The sequence below is a fragment of the Hymenobacter busanensis genome, assembly GCF_008727865.1.
Taxonomy (GTDB): Bacteria; Bacteroidota; Bacteroidia; order Cytophagales; family Hymenobacteraceae; genus Solirubrum; species Solirubrum busanense.
Genome location: NZ_VTWU01000001.1, coordinates 796,119 through 811,249 on the forward strand (window position 1 = coordinate 796,119; position 15,131 = coordinate 811,249).

A 15,131-nucleotide genomic window follows, 5' to 3' on the forward strand; every position below is an offset into this window, starting at 1 on the left:
GCAGCAAATACTGCCGCGAAACCCTATTTTGCTGCACGTATGGCGTTCGATGCCTCGTGGATTTATGCAGGAAGATTTTCTCCATTACGTCTGGCAGCATCAGTATTTCGATAAAACGCAGTTGCGCACCGAGCAGGGCGACGACGTGGTGGTGCTGCGTCCCGGATTTCGCAACGCCGATGCCGGCCCCGATTTCCTGAACGCCCGCCTCGTGCTGGGCGACGTGGAATGGAACGGCGCGGTAGAAATTCACTTGTTCGCTTCCGACTGGCACCGCCACCAGCACCAAACCGATAAGAAATACGACCAGGTGGTACTGCACGTGGTGCTGACGGCCGACCAGCCCGTGCACCGCACCGACGGTACCGAAGTGCCCGTGCTGGCCTTGGCGCCGCGCCTGGCGCCTACTTTGCTGGCGGCCTACGAAGCCCTGCTGACTGCGCCGGCGCCTGATTTGCTGCCCTGTGCCGCTGCCTTGCCCACCGTGCCCGAACTGACGCGCCTGATGATGGTGGAGCGGGTGCTGCTGGAGCGCGTGGCCGACAAAGCCGAGCAAGTACAGGACCTGCATGCCCAGACCGGCCACGATTGGGAAATGACGGCTTGGTTGGTGCTGGCTGCGGGCTTTGGCTTCAAGAAAAACACCGAAGCCCTGACGCAGCTGGCGCAGGCCCTGCCGCTGCCCGTGCTGCGCCGCCACCGCCACGGCCTGCGCCAAACCGAGGCACTGCTGTTCGGGCAAGCCGGCCTGCTGCCGCCCGCCGCCGAAGCCCCCGATGCCTACTGTGCCGAGCTGCGGCGAGAGTACGATTTTCTGGCCCATAAATACCAGCTGATGGATTCGGCCCTGCCGGCACATACGTGGAATTTTCTGCGCCTGCGGCCGGCTAATTTTCCCACGGTGCGGCTGGCGCAGCTGGCGGCCGTGCTGCACGCGCAGTCCCGCCTGTTTCAGCCCTTGCTGGATGCGCCCACGGTTGCCACGCTGGAAAAGCTGCTGTTAGTGCCCGTGAGTGAGTATTGGCGCCGCCACTACCGGCCCGGTGTGCCGGCGGCCGGCGCGGTGCCCGCGCTGGGCCGCAGCAGTGCCCACCTGCTCATCAGCAACGTGGTGGTGCCGCTGCGGGTAGCCCACGCCCGCTCGCTCGACAATCAAGCCGCCGTGGAAGCTGCCGTGGACTTGCTGGCGCAACTGCCGCGCGAGCAAAACAGCGTGCTGGCGCCCTACGAGGCCCTGCAGTTTCGCCACCGCACCGCCGCCGACTCGCAAGGGCTGCTGGCCCTGCACCGGGGCTATTGCCAGCCACGCCGCTGCCTGCACTGCGCCATCGGTAGCCGTATTCTGCAACGTAATGTGCCCACTGCCCGGTGAAACTGCTGCTGATTTTTGCGGGCAACGGCTTGGTGCTGCTGGGGCTGTGGCGTTGGCTCCGGGCCCAGCGGCAATTACCCAGTCTGGGGCATTTTGTGGTGCCCGCGTTGGGGCTGCGGCTCTTGTCAGGTAGTATCTCGGCGGCCGTGCCCAGCGCCGATGCGGTTTTTTTTCAGCTTTGGGCCCGCCGGTTTACGCAGCAGCTTTGGGCCGAGCCGAGGGCATGGCTGCGCATGCTCACGCAGGATGAATTTCATTATGCGGGGCAGAGCCTGGTTTACCACGGCCACTCCAATACCCTGTTTCTCATCAAGCTGCTCTCGGCTCTAAACGTGGTAACGGGCGGCTCGCTCTGGCTGAATGCGCTTTACTTTTCTGTAGCCAGTTTTATCGGCTGCTGGTATTTGGTGCGGGTACTAAGCCGGTTGTTTCCGGGCACCCGCGGCGCGGCCATAGTGGGCTTGCTGCTGTGGCCGTCGGCGCTGTACTGGACCACGGGCATCACCAAGGAAAGCCTGCTGCTGGCCAGTGGCGCGGGGTTGCTGGCGGTGGCGCTACGGTTGCTGTACGGGGGGGCGTCGCGCCGAGCGGGGCTGCTGGTAATGGGGGGCTTGCTACTGGCAGTCCTGCAGTTTAAGATGCGCTTCTTCTTCGGCGGTGTGCTGTTGGCGGGTTTGGCCGGGCTGGTAGCGGTGCGCGTGCTCGAATTGCTGGGACTCATGCGCCGCCGCTGGCAACAGACCCTTGTGTTTGCCGCGGTTATCGGGAGCGGGTTGTGGCTGGCCAGTGAAGTCAGTCCCGTTTTCCGGTTCAATAAGTTTGCCAGCCAACTCACCCGCACCTACGCTGGCCTGCGCGAGAAGTCGTACGGCCGTCCATACATCGACCTACCCCACCTGGCACCCACGGCCGAGAGCATGGCCGGCTACGTGCCCAAGGCCGTAGCCAGTGCCTTGTTCCGCCCGTTCATCTGGGAAGGCGACTCACTGTTCTACGGCATATCGGCATTCGAAAACCTGCTGCTCCTGATCATCATGGGCGTGGCGTTGCTCGATGTGATGCGCCGCCGCCAGGGCCCGTTGCCGTTTGCGCTGCTGCTGATGCTCCTGACGTATTGCCTGGCGCTGGCGGCCTTGCTGGGGCTGAGTACGCCCAACCTGGGCACGCTGAGCCGCTACCGCGCCTCGTGGCTCCCGCTGCTGGTGTATGTGCTGCTAAGTCAGCCCACGGTTTCTGACTGGCTGCGGCGCCTGCGGCTCTTCGGCATCCGCTGAAGGGCTGCGGTTGGCTTGGGGCGTGGCGCGGCGTATCTTTGCGGCTTGCTACGGGCGGTTTGGCCCGGGCTTTTGCTATCTGCATGGAAAATCCGGTCATCATTCTGGGCGCCAAGGCGCTCGGTTCCGCCGCCCTCGACGCTTTCACCAGCAACGACGTGGTGGTCTACTGCCTGCTCGACGACGACGCCAAACTCAAAGACACCGAACTCTACGACGTGCCCATCATGGGCGCTACCGACGACGAGCAGTACCTGAACCTGCTGGGCAAGAAGTGCGAGGTGTTTGTGGCCGCCGACGACACCGCCAGCCGCCGCTCGCTCACCAACATGCTGCGCGAGCAGTACGAGCAAGTGCCCGTCAACGCCATCCACCGCGCCGCCAGCGTGTCGGAGCACGCGTGGCTGGGGCACGGCAACCTGGTGTCGGCGGGGGCCGTGGTAGCGGCCGGGGCCAAGCTGGCCAACGGCTGCATCCTGGGTGCCCGGGCCGTGGTCGACAGCAAAGCCGAGCTGGCCGATTTCGTGAACGTGGGTGCCGGGGCCGTCGTCAACAGCGACGTGACGGTGGGCGAGCAGGCTTTCATCGGTTCGGGCGCTGTGCTAGTGGCCGGCGTGAAAATCGGCGCCAAAGCCCGCATCGGCGCTGGTTCTGTAGTCGTGGCCGATGTGCCGGCCGGCCAAACCGTGTTCGGCAACCCCGCCACCAAAGTCTAGAGCTTAGATGGTAGAGTTCAGAACGAAGAAGGCGACTCCGACCTTTCATTGGCGCAGCTAAGTTCTACGTTCTCAAATCTCATTTCTCTACAATGGATTACCGCGTTTTACTTTACTATTGCTACACGCCCATCGAGGACGTCGACGCGTTTCGCGACGAGCACCACCGCCTGTGCCTGCGCCTCGATTTGCGCGGCCGCATCATCGTGGCCGGCGAGGGGCTGAACGGCACCGTGTCGGGCACCGTGGCCAACTGCGAAGCGTACATGCAGGCGGTGAAGGCCGACCCGCGCTTTGCGGCGCTGGAGTTTAAGGTAGATGAGGCGCCGGCCCACACGTTTCAGAAGCTGCACGTGCGCGTGAAGCCCGAAATCGTGCACGCCGATTTGCCCCACATCAAGCCCTACGAGCGCACCGGCACGCACCTCTCGCCAGAGGAGTTCCGCGCCCTGAAAGACCGCGACGACGTGGTGGTGGTGGACGTGCGCTCCGACTACGAGTACAACCTCGGCCGCTTCAAAAACGCAGTGACGCTCGACATTGAGAATTTCCGCGAGTTTCCCGACCGCGTGGAGCGCCTGCGCGAGTTTCAGGACAAGAAAATCCTGACGTACTGCACCGGCGGCATCAAGTGCGAAAAGGCCTCGGCGTTTCTGCTGGAGCAGGGCTTCGAAAACGTGTACCAGCTGCACGGCGGCATCATCAAGTACGGTCTGGAAGCCGGCGGCGAGGATTTTGAGGGCAAATGCTACGTGTTCGACGGCCGCGTGGCCGTGGACGTCAACACCGTAAACCCCTCGGTCATTGCCACCTGCACCGGCTGCGGCCGCCCCGACGAGCGGATGGTGAACTGCGCCAACCCGCACTGCAACGCCCACGTGGTGATGTGCGAAACCTGCGCCGAAGCGCGGCAGGGCGCCTGCTCCGACGCCTGCCAGCAGCACCCCGACAAACGCCCCTACGACGGCACTGGCACCTACCCCAAGCAGAGCAACCACTACAACCCCGAGCAGGGCCTGTACTCGTACCGGGCTCCGGGCAAGTAGCCTATCGGCATAATTTCCCTTGGAACGCCGGCCGGAAAACCAGGCCGGCGTTTCTTTTCAATGGCTTACGGGGCTGCGCTTTCCTGGGGTAGGGCCAGCCGTAGCACATTTGTGCGGCATAACGCGTAATTCGTAACGCAATACCTCGTCACTCCAAACACCTTTCCCCATGGCCATTGCCAACTCCGAGCTGATTCTGAACGCCGATGGTAGCATTTACCACCTGAACCTGCTGCCCGACCACATTTCCGATACCATCATCACCGTCGGCGACCCCGACCGCGTGGCGCAGGTGAGCCGGCATTTCGATTCCATCGAAACCGAAATCAGCAAGCGCGAATTTGTGACGCACGTGGGCTACTACCGCGGCAAACGCCTGACGGTCGTTTCTACCGGCATCGGTACCGATAACCTCGACATCGTGCTCAACGAGCTGGACGCACTGGTAAACATCGACTTCGTCACGCGCCAGCCGCTACCCATCGAAGAGCACATCAAGCTGCGCATCATTCGCATCGGCACCAGCGGCACCATGCAGCCCGATATTCCGGTCGGCTCGCACCTGGTGTCGGAGCACGCCATTGGGCTGGAGTCGCTGATGCAGTTTTACCCGCTGGTGGAAACCGGGGCCGAAGTGGAGTTTGCCACCGCCGTGCAGCAAGCCGTGGGCCTCGACTACCGCCCGTACTGCGTGCTCGGCTCCGATTTGCTGCGCGAGCAGCTGGGCGTGGGCATGATTTCGGGCAACACCGTGACGTGCCCCGGCTTCTACGGTCCGCAGGGCCGCTCCCTGCGCCTCGCGCTGCGCTACCCCGACTTGCTGGAGCGCCTGCGCAGCGTGCAGTACTCGAATGCCGAAGGCACGTTCCGCCTCACCAACTTCGAGATGGAAACGGCCGGCTACTACGCCCTGGGCCGCATGTTGGGCCACGAAGTGGTGTCGCTGAACGCCATAGTGGCCAACCGTGCTACCGGCGAGTTTGCCGAGCGCCCCGACCAAGTGGTAAACGATTTGATTGCCAAAACCCTAGAACGCCTGTAGCCACGGATTCGGGCGGATTACGGATGGATGTCACGGATTTTGTGGAAGGCACATCGGAAGTTTCTATCCAAAGCAAGAGCCACCCGTTTGGGGTGGCTCTTGCTTTTAATGCCTATTGGAAAAGCAGAGTTGAATCGTCCCCTAGATCTGTGACATCCGTCCGTAATTCGTCCGAATCCGTGGTCAGATGATGCCGCCGCCAATGAACAACCGCAAGCAGGCAATGAGAATAGCCACGCCATTGAGAATCAGGCCGGTTCTGCGTTTGCCAAACGCCCCGATGATTAGCCCAATGACAGCCAGAATCAGGATAAACCAATTGGCCCAGCCCAGCAGCGGAAACAAAGCTAGCACGGCCAGCAGGAGCACCACAATGCCCCAAAGCGTGGAAATGATGTTCATGAGGAAAGTGTCAAACGACTAGACAAAGCAGAAAATTTTCGCCAAAAAAGTAGCGAAAACACGCTAACCCAGGCCGCAAGGCAGCGGCCCCCACGCCGGATGAGACGCGGGGGCCGAACAGCTTAGTAGAAGTCGAAGCCGAGTACGGCCCGCAGCGGAATGCTGACGCCGGCCTTGAGCGTGAGGTACTCTTCGTGCACGGCCCACACGGTGGTCTGCACCCGCTTGGCGGTGCCGTCGGCGGTGCGGAAATAGATGTCGAGCTTTCCGTGGTAGTTGTTGCCCAGGGCACACGCCCGCTCCGCGTCGTGGCGCCGGGCAATGCGCTCGGCCGGGGTGGGCAGCACGTCTTCGGAAGAGAAACGCAGCGTCGGAATGGATTCTTTCTCGACGGTTTCGGCAGGTTCGGTGGCGACTTGCATAAGGCTTGAAAAGTCGGTGAGTTCAGGAGGTAGAACAAACAACCGTGCCAAAAAGTATGCCCCTGGGTGAAGCCCCAATGAAGGTTTTACCCCGGAAAAGCGCGGCCTGATTAAGTTACGCTAAAGCCGTCAAAAAGGCCATCGTATCCACACCGTCAGCGTAGTCGCCCACGCTGGGCTGTTGGGCCTTGCCGGCCGGCACGCTGCCCGCCAGCCAGCCATTTACCGACACCACGCACTGGGTTTGCGGGGCCACTTCGGCCAGCTGCTGCTCCAGGTCGGCCGCGTCGGCGTATTCGCTGTAGTGCAGCACCGAAATAGGGGAGACGAGCTGCATGCTTTCGGTCAGCAGCAGAAAACCCGAATCAAAGTGCGGAACGCGGTTGACCAGCAGCAGGCTTTTCTGGTAGTCGTAGTTGTTGTTGTAGCGGTGGTGGTCGAGCACGTGCGCCCAGGGCTGCAGCGAATCGAGCAGCGGCGTGAAATCGTAGCCGGCCGGCACCAGCAGCTTCGACACGTTGCGGCAGCCTAAACCGTAGTATTGGAAGATATCGGCCCCGAACGCCGCCAGGTCTTCGCGCGGCTCCAGGCCGGCCAGCACGCCCAGGCTGGAGCGGTTGCGCCGAATCAGGTGGGGCTTTTTGCTGAAGTAGTATTCGAAGTAGCGGGCGGTATTGTCGGAGCCGGTGGCAATGAAGGCGTCGGCCTCGCGCAACAGCTCCACAAACTGCAGCCGATTGGCAAAGCGCGGCTCGATGCGCAACAGCTCATCGGCCACCCAGCGCAGCAGAATGTTGTCGTCGGCCGAGAGCTTGGCCAGCAGCGTGTGGCCGCTCAGCAGCACGCACAGCAGGTCGTGAAAGCCCACCATGGGAATATTGCCGGCCATGACGACGCCCACGCGGCGCGGCGCCGCGGCGGGCTCGGCAGGGTAGTGGGCGGCCCAGCGGGTGAGCGTGTCTTCTTCGAGCAGATGCGCTACGCCGGCCACAGCGCTACGCACGTTGGGCAGGTCGAACCAGGCGTTGTGGTTGCGGGCGCGGGCCGCCAGAGCGTGCAGTTCGTCGTCGGAAAGGGTGCGCAGGCGCTGGCCCAGGCGCACAAAGGCGGCGAGGCGTTCGGGATGGGTCATGGGGAAAATAAGCCGTAAGCGGGGCCGAAAGTTCGTAAGAAACCGGCGGCGGTGCTACTTTTGCCCGATTGCGCGCCAACTTGCCGGGCGCTAGCGCTGTTGATGGTACAAATCCTGCGCCCGCCCGGCTGCGTATCAGCAGCATCTCCCTCCACTTACCAACGACCCCACGGCTATGGCCATCATGATAACCGACGAGTGCATCAACTGCGGTGCCTGCGAACCGGAATGCCCCAACAACGCCATTTACGAAGGCGGCGCCAACTGGCGCTGGGCCGACGGCACGACGCTCAAAGGCACGATTGAGGTCGATGGCGGCAAGCAGGTGGACGCTACCAGCCCACAAGTGCCGGTGTCGGACGAGTATTACTACATCGTGTCGGACAAGTGCACCGAGTGCGTGGGTTTCCACGAAGAGCCCCAGTGCGCCGCCGTGTGCCCCGTCGACTGCTGCGTAGACGACCCCGACTACCGCGAAACCCAGGAGCGCCTGCTCCAGAAGAAAGACTGGCTGCACATCGCCTAGGACCACGGATTCTTGCGGATTCCGCGGACGATGATTCAAGCAAAAAGCCACTCCGCAGGGAGTGGCTTTTTGCTTTCGGGAAAGAAGACTTCCTGAGCTGCGGATCGGACACTGAACCGTCCACAAAATCCGCGAGAATCCGTGGTTCAGGTGCCGCAGTTGAAGTATTTGTCGTAGGCCGATTCGGGCAGCAGGCGCATTTTGCTGGCAATTTTGATGGGCCAGCGCAGCAGCCGAATCAGCGTGTAGTTATTGGGGTAGTCGCGGAAGGTTTTCACCGGCGCAGCCACAATCTGCTCGAACTCCTCGCGCGTGAGGCCCAGGCGCTTGATGCACAGGTTGATGACTTTCTCGTCTTCGATGGCGTTAACGTGGCGGCACTTTTCCAGCGCTTCGTCGCGCGTCATCTGGCCCGAGCGCACCAAGGCCGAGTAGTTGAACAGGCGCCGGTCGATGTTGAACTTGGTGCGGTTCAGGTAGTAGATAACGCTCTGGTAGAGGTCGTCGAAGTAGTGCGCGCCGGGGTTCACCCAATCCAGCTCGCGCTCCAGCAACTCGTCCACCGTCACGCGCACGTAGGGCAGGTGGTAGAGCAGCGTAACGGTGCGAATGCCGCGCACGATGGTGTAGTAGAACATTTCCTTCAGGTCGAGGTGGAAGCCCGGGTCGGTGGGGCTCCACCGGCGCAGCGGCACTGTGCCAAACTGCCGGTGCACGGCCTTCAGGTACTTGCCGTCGAGGAAATTCCAGGAAAGCGGCGCAATGCCCTCGGTGCGGAACGACTGCCCGATAACGATGCGCTGCACGCCTTCCTTGGCCGCCACCCCGTACAGGGCCGTGGCAATGCCCACGTCCGTGCCTTCTTCGATGTCGGGCGTCGACGCTTTCAGGAAGGCAATCTTGAGGTCTTTCGATTCGCGCCAGTCGGAAGTGATGGTGCGCAGCTCCACGCCCAGCTTGCGGCAGGTTTTCACCATGTTTTCGCCGGCCACAGGGTTGCCGAAACCGTCGTTGAAATGCACGGCCAGGGGGCGCAAACCCAGCTTCACCACGCAGTACCAGAGCGTGTAGCTGCTGTCGCGGCCGCCGCTCACGCCCAGCACGCAGTCGTATTTTTTGCCGCGGCCGAGGCGTTTCATGTCGGCCACGGCGCTCTGCACGTATTTCTCACCGGCTTCGCCCAGCGGGTTGTCGCGGTCGAGCTTGTCGTGCAGGGCGCAGAAGTTGCATTCGCCCCGCGCATCGAAGTGGATGCCCGGCACGGTGGTATCCATGATGCAGCGCGTGCACTGTTGTCCAGCAGGCTGCTGGGGAGCAACCAAAACGGTCGGCGTAGGAGTGGGCGCGGTCAAGGAGGTAGGTGTTTGAACTAAAGTTTGGGGCATAGGCGGCTGCGCGGAACTGGGCAAGCGGGGCGGATAAGGTTAAGCGGGCAGGTGGTCGAACTGGTAGCCCTTGCGCACGAGCATTTCCCCGATTTGGGTGCCTTGCTCGGGGCGGCGCGGGCGGGGCAAATCGGCCACAATCAATTCGCCGGCAAATTCATTGAAGGTGCCCTGGGCTTTGATGCCGTCGGCGGCCACGGCCAGGGAGCAGCCCACGCTTTTTTTGCCCTCGTAGGGCCCGCCCACAATGTAGCCGACGGAAGTGGTGCTGACGACGACGACGTTGTAGAGCTTGGCCAGAATGCTGAACGGCTTCACCCACTTTTCGCGGTAGGGGTCGTCTTCTTCGGTGAGCGAGTAATCAACCGTCCACGAGGCCGGCGCCAGAATAAACTCGGCGCCCATGCGGGCCAGCGTATGGCCAATGCTCAGGCCGTCGATGTAGTTGTCGGCGCACACGTTCACGCCGATTTTGCCAAGCGGGGTGTCTACCACGTTCAGCGTCTGGCCCACGCTGTAGAACGGCTGCTCCACGGTGAGCAGGTTGATCTTGTGGTATTTGACCAGAATTTCGCCCTGCGGGTTGATGAGCAGCGCGGCGTTGTAGATGCGGCCGTCGGCGGCTTTTTCGGTGAGGCCGGCGCATACGTAGATGTTGTTGCGGCGGGCTTCCTGGCAGAGGCGGTCGGAGTAAAGGCCGGGAATGGGCTGGGCTTCGGTGAGGGCGCTGGGGTGCGTCCAGGCAAAGTCGAGGGTTTCGGGCAGCAACACCAGGTCGCACTGCTGCTCGGCGGCTTCGGCAATCATGCGGGCCGCGCGGTCGAGGTTGCGCGCCGGCTCGCCACCTTCCACCAGCAGCTGGCCCATGCCCACCCGCAGCGTGCCGTGGGTGAGCGGGGCGGGCGAATCGGACTGGGGAGAGGCAGACGGGTGCGGTGGCGCAACCGCGGCATCGGTCTTTTTCCGACGGGTAAACAGATTCATGGGGAAACTACGGCGTCTGCAGACGGAAGCGGAAAAGGGGCAACGCGAATTTTAAAATTAATCAGGAACCTGATTAAACCCTTGCGCCTTGCCTTTGTCGGGTCTCAAAATTAACGGTATTCTACGCCAAAAGCGGAATTTTCTATTCCAACAACGCCTCATCCGATGGGAATGAGCGAAACTTCCGCTGCCGCCCCGAAATGCCTACTTTTGCGGCTTCCCAATCAGAATTAGCGCCGCCCTATGGAGCCTATTGCCAAAACCTACCAGCCCGCCGAGGTCGAAGAAAAGTGGTACCAACGCTGGCAGGAGCAAGGCTTTTTTCAGTCGAAGCCCAACCCGCGCAAGCCCGCCTACTCGGTGGTGATTCCGCCGCCCAACGTGACGGGCGTGCTGCACATGGGCCACATGCTCAACAACACCATTCAGGACGTGCTGGTGCGCCGGGCCCGTATGCTGGGCAAGGAAGCCTGCTGGGTGCCCGGCACCGACCACGCTTCCATTGCCACCGAGGCCAAGGTGGTGCAGATGCTCAAGGAGCGCGGCATTGCCAAAACCGACCTCACCCGCGAGGAATTCCTGAAGTACGCCTGGGAGTGGAAGGAGAAGTACGGCGGCATCATCCTGGAGCAGCTCAAGAAGCTTGGCGCCTCGTGTGACTGGTCGCGCACGCGCTTCACCATGGAGCCCGACCTGACCGAAGCCGTGCTGCGCGTGTTCGTCGACCTCTACCAGAAGGGGCTGATTTACCGCGGCGTGCGCATGGTCAACTGGGACCCGCAGGGCCTCACCGCCATCAGCGACGAGGAAGTGGTGTCGAAGGAAAGCCAGCTGAAGATGTTCTACCTGCGCTACCCCGTGGTGGGTGCGGAGGGCGAATTCCTGACCGTGGCTACCTCCCGCCCCGAAACCATCATGGCCGACGTGGCCGTGTGCGTGAACCCCCACGACGAGCGGTACCAGCACCTGATCGGCCAGCAAGTGCAGATTCCGCTGCTCGGCCGCGCCATCCCGGTTATTGCCGACGAATACGTGACCATGGACTTCGGCACCGGCGCTCTGAAGGTGACGCCCGCGCACGATTTGAACGACTACGAGCTGGGCCAGAAGCACAACCTGCCCGTCATCGATATTCTGAACGACAACGGCACGCTCAACGAAAAAGCGGTGCTCTACGTGGGGCAGGACCGCTTTGCCGTGCGCAAGCAGATTGCCAAGGACCTCGACGCCGCCGGCCTGCTGGTGAAAGTCGACGAGTACCAGAGCATCCTGCAGACCTCCGAGCGCACCGGCGCCGTGATTGAGCCGCGCCTGAGCATGCAGTGGTTTCTGAAGATGGCCGAAATGGCCGGCCCCGCCCTGCAAGTGGTGGAGGACGACCGCGTGAAGCTCTACCCCGCCAAGTTCAAGAACACCTACCGCGTGTGGATGGAAAACATCCGCGACTGGTGCATCTCGCGCCAGCTCTGGTGGGGCCAGCGCATACCCGCGTTCTACCTGCCCGACGGCTCCTTCGTGGTGGCCCTCACGGCCGAAGAGGCGCTTGAACAAGCACGTGAGCAGAGCGGCAACAGTGCGCTGCAAATAAGCGACTTGCGCCAGGACGAAGACGTGCTCGATACCTGGTTCTCGTCGTGGCTGTGGCCCATCTCGGTGTTCGACGGTTTCAAGGACCCCGACAACGCCGATATTAACTATTACTACCCAACCGACGACTTGGTAACCGCCCCCGAAATCCTGTTCTTCTGGGTGGCGCGCATGATCATGGCCGGGTTGGAATACCGCCACGACGTACCCTTCCGCAACGTGTACCTCACGGGCATCGTGCGCGACGACCAGGGCCGCAAAATGAGCAAGCAGCTCGGCAACTCGCCCGACCCCTTAGACCTCATTGCCCAGTACGGGGCCGACGGCGTGCGCACCGGCATGCTGTTCTCGTCGCCGGCCGGCAACGATTTGCTCTTCGACATCAAGCTCGTGGAGCAGGGCCGCAACTTCACCAACAAGATCTGGAACGCCTTCCGCCTCACGCAGGGCTGGGAAGTAAATGCCGAGCTGCTCTTCCCCAACGAGAAGGCCACCGAGTGGTTCCAAGCCAAGCTGCAGGACGCGCTTGCGCAGCTGGAAGACCACTTCGACAAGTTCCGCATGTCGGATTCCTTGATGACGGTCTACAAGCTGGTGTGGGACGACTTCTGCTCGGTGTACCTGGAAATGGTGAAGCCCGCCTACCAGCAGCCCATCGACCCGGAAACGCTGCGCCGCACCACCGGGTTCTTCGAGCAGCTGCTTAAGCTCCTGCACCCGTTCATGCCCTTCATCACCGAGGAAATCTGGCATTTGCTGGCCGAGCGCGGCCCCAAGGACTACGTGTGCGTGGCACCCTGGCCCAAGCAGCAGGCCGTAGCCGGCAGCGCCGATATTCTCTCGAACATGGACCGCGCGCTGGACATTGTGGCCGGCGTGCGCAACATCCGCAACCAGAAAGGCCTCGGCCCCAACAAGCCGCTGACGCTGGCCGCCAAAACCGACGACACGGCCCTGTTGCGCGAGTACGACGCCATCATCCGCAAGCTCTCGGCCCTCACCGAAATCAACGCTGTGGACGCGGCGCCGGCTGCTTCCGTGGGCTTCGTGTCGGGTGGCGTGGAGTTCTTTGTGCCGCTGGAAGGCCAGATCGACCTCGGCGCCGAAAAGGAACGCCTCGGCAAAGAGCTGGAATACACCCAGGGCTTCCGCGCCTCGGTGCTGCAGAAGCTCGGCAACGAGAAGTTTGTGCAAAACGCCAAGCCCGAGCTGGTGGAGAAGGAACGGCAGAAGCTGGCCGACGCCGAAGCCAAAATTGCGGCCTTGGAGCAGAGCCTCGCGGCGCTGTAGTATTCGTCCCGTTGCAAGCAAAAGCGGCTGCCTCCTATTAGGGAAGCAGCCGCTTTTGCTTGCAACGGACTCACCTGCTTGCTTCCGCAACAAGTTCTATGACGGAGCTACTCTTGCTCGCCGGGCAAGGGTTGCCCGGCTTTGGCGGCCTTCTCCCGGCTCTGTTGCGTCAGTTGATTCTGGAGCTGAAAAGTCACTTGCTCGCAGTCGGTGATGTGCCGCTGAGCCAGGGCTAGCTCCTGTTGCGAGGTCGAGAGTTGCAGGTACAGGTAGATGATGGTGCCCAGCGACAATACCAGTGCCAGCAGGGTAAGAATGTTTTTCATAACGTGAAGTAAGTCAAAAAGAAAAGCCCGTCGAAGTGACGGGCTTGTTCAAGTAAAGGCAGTGGCTTAGATAGCCGTGTTCGGATCGAATTGCTCCAGGTAGTCGGCCACTTTGCGCACGAACTGGCCACCCAACGAGCCGTCGACCACGCGGTGGTCGTAGCTGTGCGAGAGGAACATGAAGTGACGAATGCCGATAAGGTCGCCCTGCGGGGTTTCGATGACGGCTGGCTTCTTCTTGATGGCGCCCACGGCCATGATGGCCACCTGCGGCTGCATGATGATGGGCGTGCCCATCACGTTGCCGAACGAACCCACGTTCGAAAGTGTGTAGGTACCGCCTTCGAGGTCTTCGGGCTTTAGCTTGTTGGCGCGGGCGCGGGTGGCCAGGTCATTCACGCGCTTCGAGAGGCCGTTCAGGTTCAGCTGGTCGGCGTTGTGAATGACGGGCACGATGAGGTTGCCCGAGGGCAGGGCCACGGCCACCCCAATGTTGATGTCGCGCTTCTTGATGATGTAGTCCCCGTCAACCGATACGTTGATGTTCGGGAAGTCCTGAATGGCGCGGGCCACGGCCTGAATGAAGATGGGCGTAAAGGTCAGGTTTTCGCCTTCGCGCTTCTTGTAGGCGTCCTTGTGCTTGTTGCGCCAGTTCACGATTTCCGTTACGTCGGCTTCCACGAAGGACGTCACGTGCGGCGAAATGCGTTTCGAGTCGACCATGCGCTGGGCAATCATCTTGCGCATGCGGTCCATTTCTATCAACTCCTGGTTGCCGGAAACCGACGGCGTCGGCTTGCTGGCAGCTGGCTGGTTGTTAACCGCGGCTGGCTGCGCCTGCGGAGCTGCGGCGGGTGCCGGAGAAACCGGGGCCGCGGCCGCAGCAGGGGCAGCTTGCGCAGAAGCCGCCGGTTGCTGGCCGCGGTTGGCCACAAAGTCGAGGATGTCTTTCTTGGTTACGCGGCCTTGCTGGCCGGTGCCGGGCAGGCGCTCCAAGTCCGCCATCGAAATGCCTTCTTCGCGGGCAATGTTGAGCACCAGCGGCGAATAGAAGCGGCCGGGCTGGGCCTCGCCTAGCTGCGCGCTACCGGCCGAAGCAGCAGGCACAAACGGCACGTTGTCGGCGGTTTCTTCGGCTTCGTTGGCAGCGGGCGTGGCCGCCGGCGCTGTTTCAGCAGCAGAAGCTTGCCCGTTGGAGGAAGCCGCCGCGGCGTCGGTTTCGATAACGGCAATGGGAGCACCGACAGCTACTACCTGGCCTTCCTGCACCAAAATCTGCTGCAGCACGCCGGCGTGAATGGCGGGTACCTCCGTGTCCACTTTGTCGGTGGCCACCTCCAGCACCGATTCGTCCTGGTCGATGGTGTCGCCCACCTGCTTGAGCCATTTCAGAACGGTGCCTTCCATGATACTTTCGCCCATCTTGGGCATCACCATTTCGACTCGTGCCATGCGTGTTTTCTTGGGTATTGGGAATTGGGGAAACGAAGGGAGCGGGTGGCCGATGCCCGGCGGCAAGGGCTGAAATCGGGGCCAAAGGTAGCTGATTTGCCCATTGCCGCCAGCATCGGCCGAACACTTGTTAGCCAGACCTTACTTCGCCGGGCCGACGTCAGCAATGCGCCGG

Annotated in this window: 14 protein-coding genes; 7 read left to right on the forward strand and 7 right to left on the reverse strand. The window is 62.0% G+C overall.

Translation table 11 applies throughout. The features are described from left to right. Positions 1-49: 49 nt before the first annotated feature. The 5 genes from F0P96_RS03320 (at position 50) to F0P96_RS03340 (ending at position 5,450) form a co-directional block, all read left to right on the forward strand. A complete protein-coding gene (locus tag F0P96_RS03320; protein ID WP_151077306.1) occupies positions 50-1,372 on the forward strand; it encodes a DUF2851 family protein in 1,323 nt (440 codons plus the stop codon). Continuing rightward, positions 1,369-2,646, forward strand: coding sequence for a hypothetical protein (locus tag F0P96_RS03325; RefSeq protein WP_151077307.1), 1,278 nt, complete (start codon positions 1,369-1,371; stop codon positions 2,644-2,646). Before F0P96_RS03320 ends, F0P96_RS03325 begins: the two co-directional genes overlap by 4 nt. An 83-nt stretch (positions 2,647-2,729) precedes the next feature. Further along, complete coding sequence (locus F0P96_RS03330) at positions 2,730-3,362, forward strand: NeuD/PglB/VioB family sugar acetyltransferase (RefSeq protein WP_151077308.1); 633 nt, start codon at positions 2,730-2,732, stop codon at positions 3,360-3,362. A 92-nt stretch (positions 3,363-3,454) separates the two neighbouring features. Next, positions 3,455-4,408 carry an oxygen-dependent tRNA uridine(34) hydroxylase TrhO gene (trhO, locus tag F0P96_RS03335; RefSeq protein WP_151077309.1) on the forward strand — a complete coding sequence of 318 codons (954 nt, stop codon included), beginning with the start codon at positions 3,455-3,457 and terminating at the stop codon, positions 4,406-4,408. A gap of 169 nt (positions 4,409-4,577) precedes the next feature. After that, a complete protein-coding gene (locus F0P96_RS03340) occupies positions 4,578-5,450 on the forward strand; it encodes a nucleoside phosphorylase (RefSeq protein ID WP_151077310.1) in 873 nt (290 codons plus the stop codon). Between the two features lie 183 nt (positions 5,451-5,633). On the opposite strand, the gene F0P96_RS03345 is transcribed toward F0P96_RS03340, so the two are convergent. The 3 genes from F0P96_RS03345 to F0P96_RS03355 all read right to left on the reverse strand — a co-directional run bounded on the left by F0P96_RS03345 (position 5,634) and on the right by F0P96_RS03355 (position 7,406). After that, complete coding sequence (locus tag F0P96_RS03345) at positions 5,634-5,852, reverse strand: hypothetical protein (protein WP_151077311.1); 219 nt, start codon at positions 5,850-5,852, stop codon at positions 5,634-5,636. A gap of 122 nt (positions 5,853-5,974) precedes the next feature. Further along, positions 5,975-6,274: a hypothetical protein gene (locus F0P96_RS03350; protein WP_151077312.1), complete on the reverse strand. Its 300-nt coding sequence runs from the start codon at positions 6,272-6,274 to the stop codon at positions 5,975-5,977. 115 nt (positions 6,275-6,389) lie between these two features. Beyond that, entirely contained in the window at positions 6,390-7,406 is a 1,017-nt protein-coding gene (locus F0P96_RS03355) for an aldehyde dehydrogenase family protein (protein ID WP_151077313.1), read from the reverse strand. Between the two features lie 175 nt (positions 7,407-7,581). Between F0P96_RS03355 and F0P96_RS03360 the strand changes: the two genes are divergently transcribed. Further along, entirely contained in the window at positions 7,582-7,932 is a 351-nt protein-coding gene (locus F0P96_RS03360; protein ID WP_151077314.1) for a 4Fe-4S dicluster domain-containing protein, read from the forward strand. 146 nt (positions 7,933-8,078) lie between these two features. Here F0P96_RS03360 and F0P96_RS03365 read toward each other — a convergent pair whose 3' ends face one another. Next, positions 8,079-9,317 (reverse strand): N-acetyl sugar amidotransferase, encoded by a 1,239-nt coding sequence (locus tag F0P96_RS03365; protein ID WP_151077315.1) that lies wholly within the window; start codon positions 9,315-9,317, stop codon positions 8,079-8,081. Between the two features lie 39 nt (positions 9,318-9,356). Then, positions 9,357-10,301, reverse strand: coding sequence for a carbon-nitrogen hydrolase family protein (locus tag F0P96_RS03370; protein ID WP_151077316.1), 945 nt, complete (start codon positions 10,299-10,301; stop codon positions 9,357-9,359). 243 nt (positions 10,302-10,544) lie between these two features. Here F0P96_RS03370 and F0P96_RS03375 point away from each other — a divergent pair, with 243 nt between their 5' ends. After that, positions 10,545-13,178 (forward strand): valine--tRNA ligase, encoded by a 2,634-nt coding sequence (locus tag F0P96_RS03375; protein ID WP_151077317.1) that lies wholly within the window; start codon positions 10,545-10,547, stop codon positions 13,176-13,178. Between the two features lie 107 nt (positions 13,179-13,285). Here F0P96_RS03375 and F0P96_RS03380 read toward each other — a convergent pair whose 3' ends face one another. Together F0P96_RS03380 and F0P96_RS03385 are read right to left on the reverse strand one after the other, a co-directional pair. After that, a complete protein-coding gene (locus F0P96_RS03380; RefSeq protein WP_151077318.1) occupies positions 13,286-13,504 on the reverse strand; it encodes a hypothetical protein in 219 nt (72 codons plus the stop codon). A gap of 66 nt (positions 13,505-13,570) precedes the next feature. Next, complete coding sequence (locus F0P96_RS03385; protein ID WP_151077319.1) at positions 13,571-14,956, reverse strand: dihydrolipoamide acetyltransferase family protein; 1,386 nt, start codon at positions 14,954-14,956, stop codon at positions 13,571-13,573. Positions 14,957-15,131: the final 175 nt, after the last annotated feature.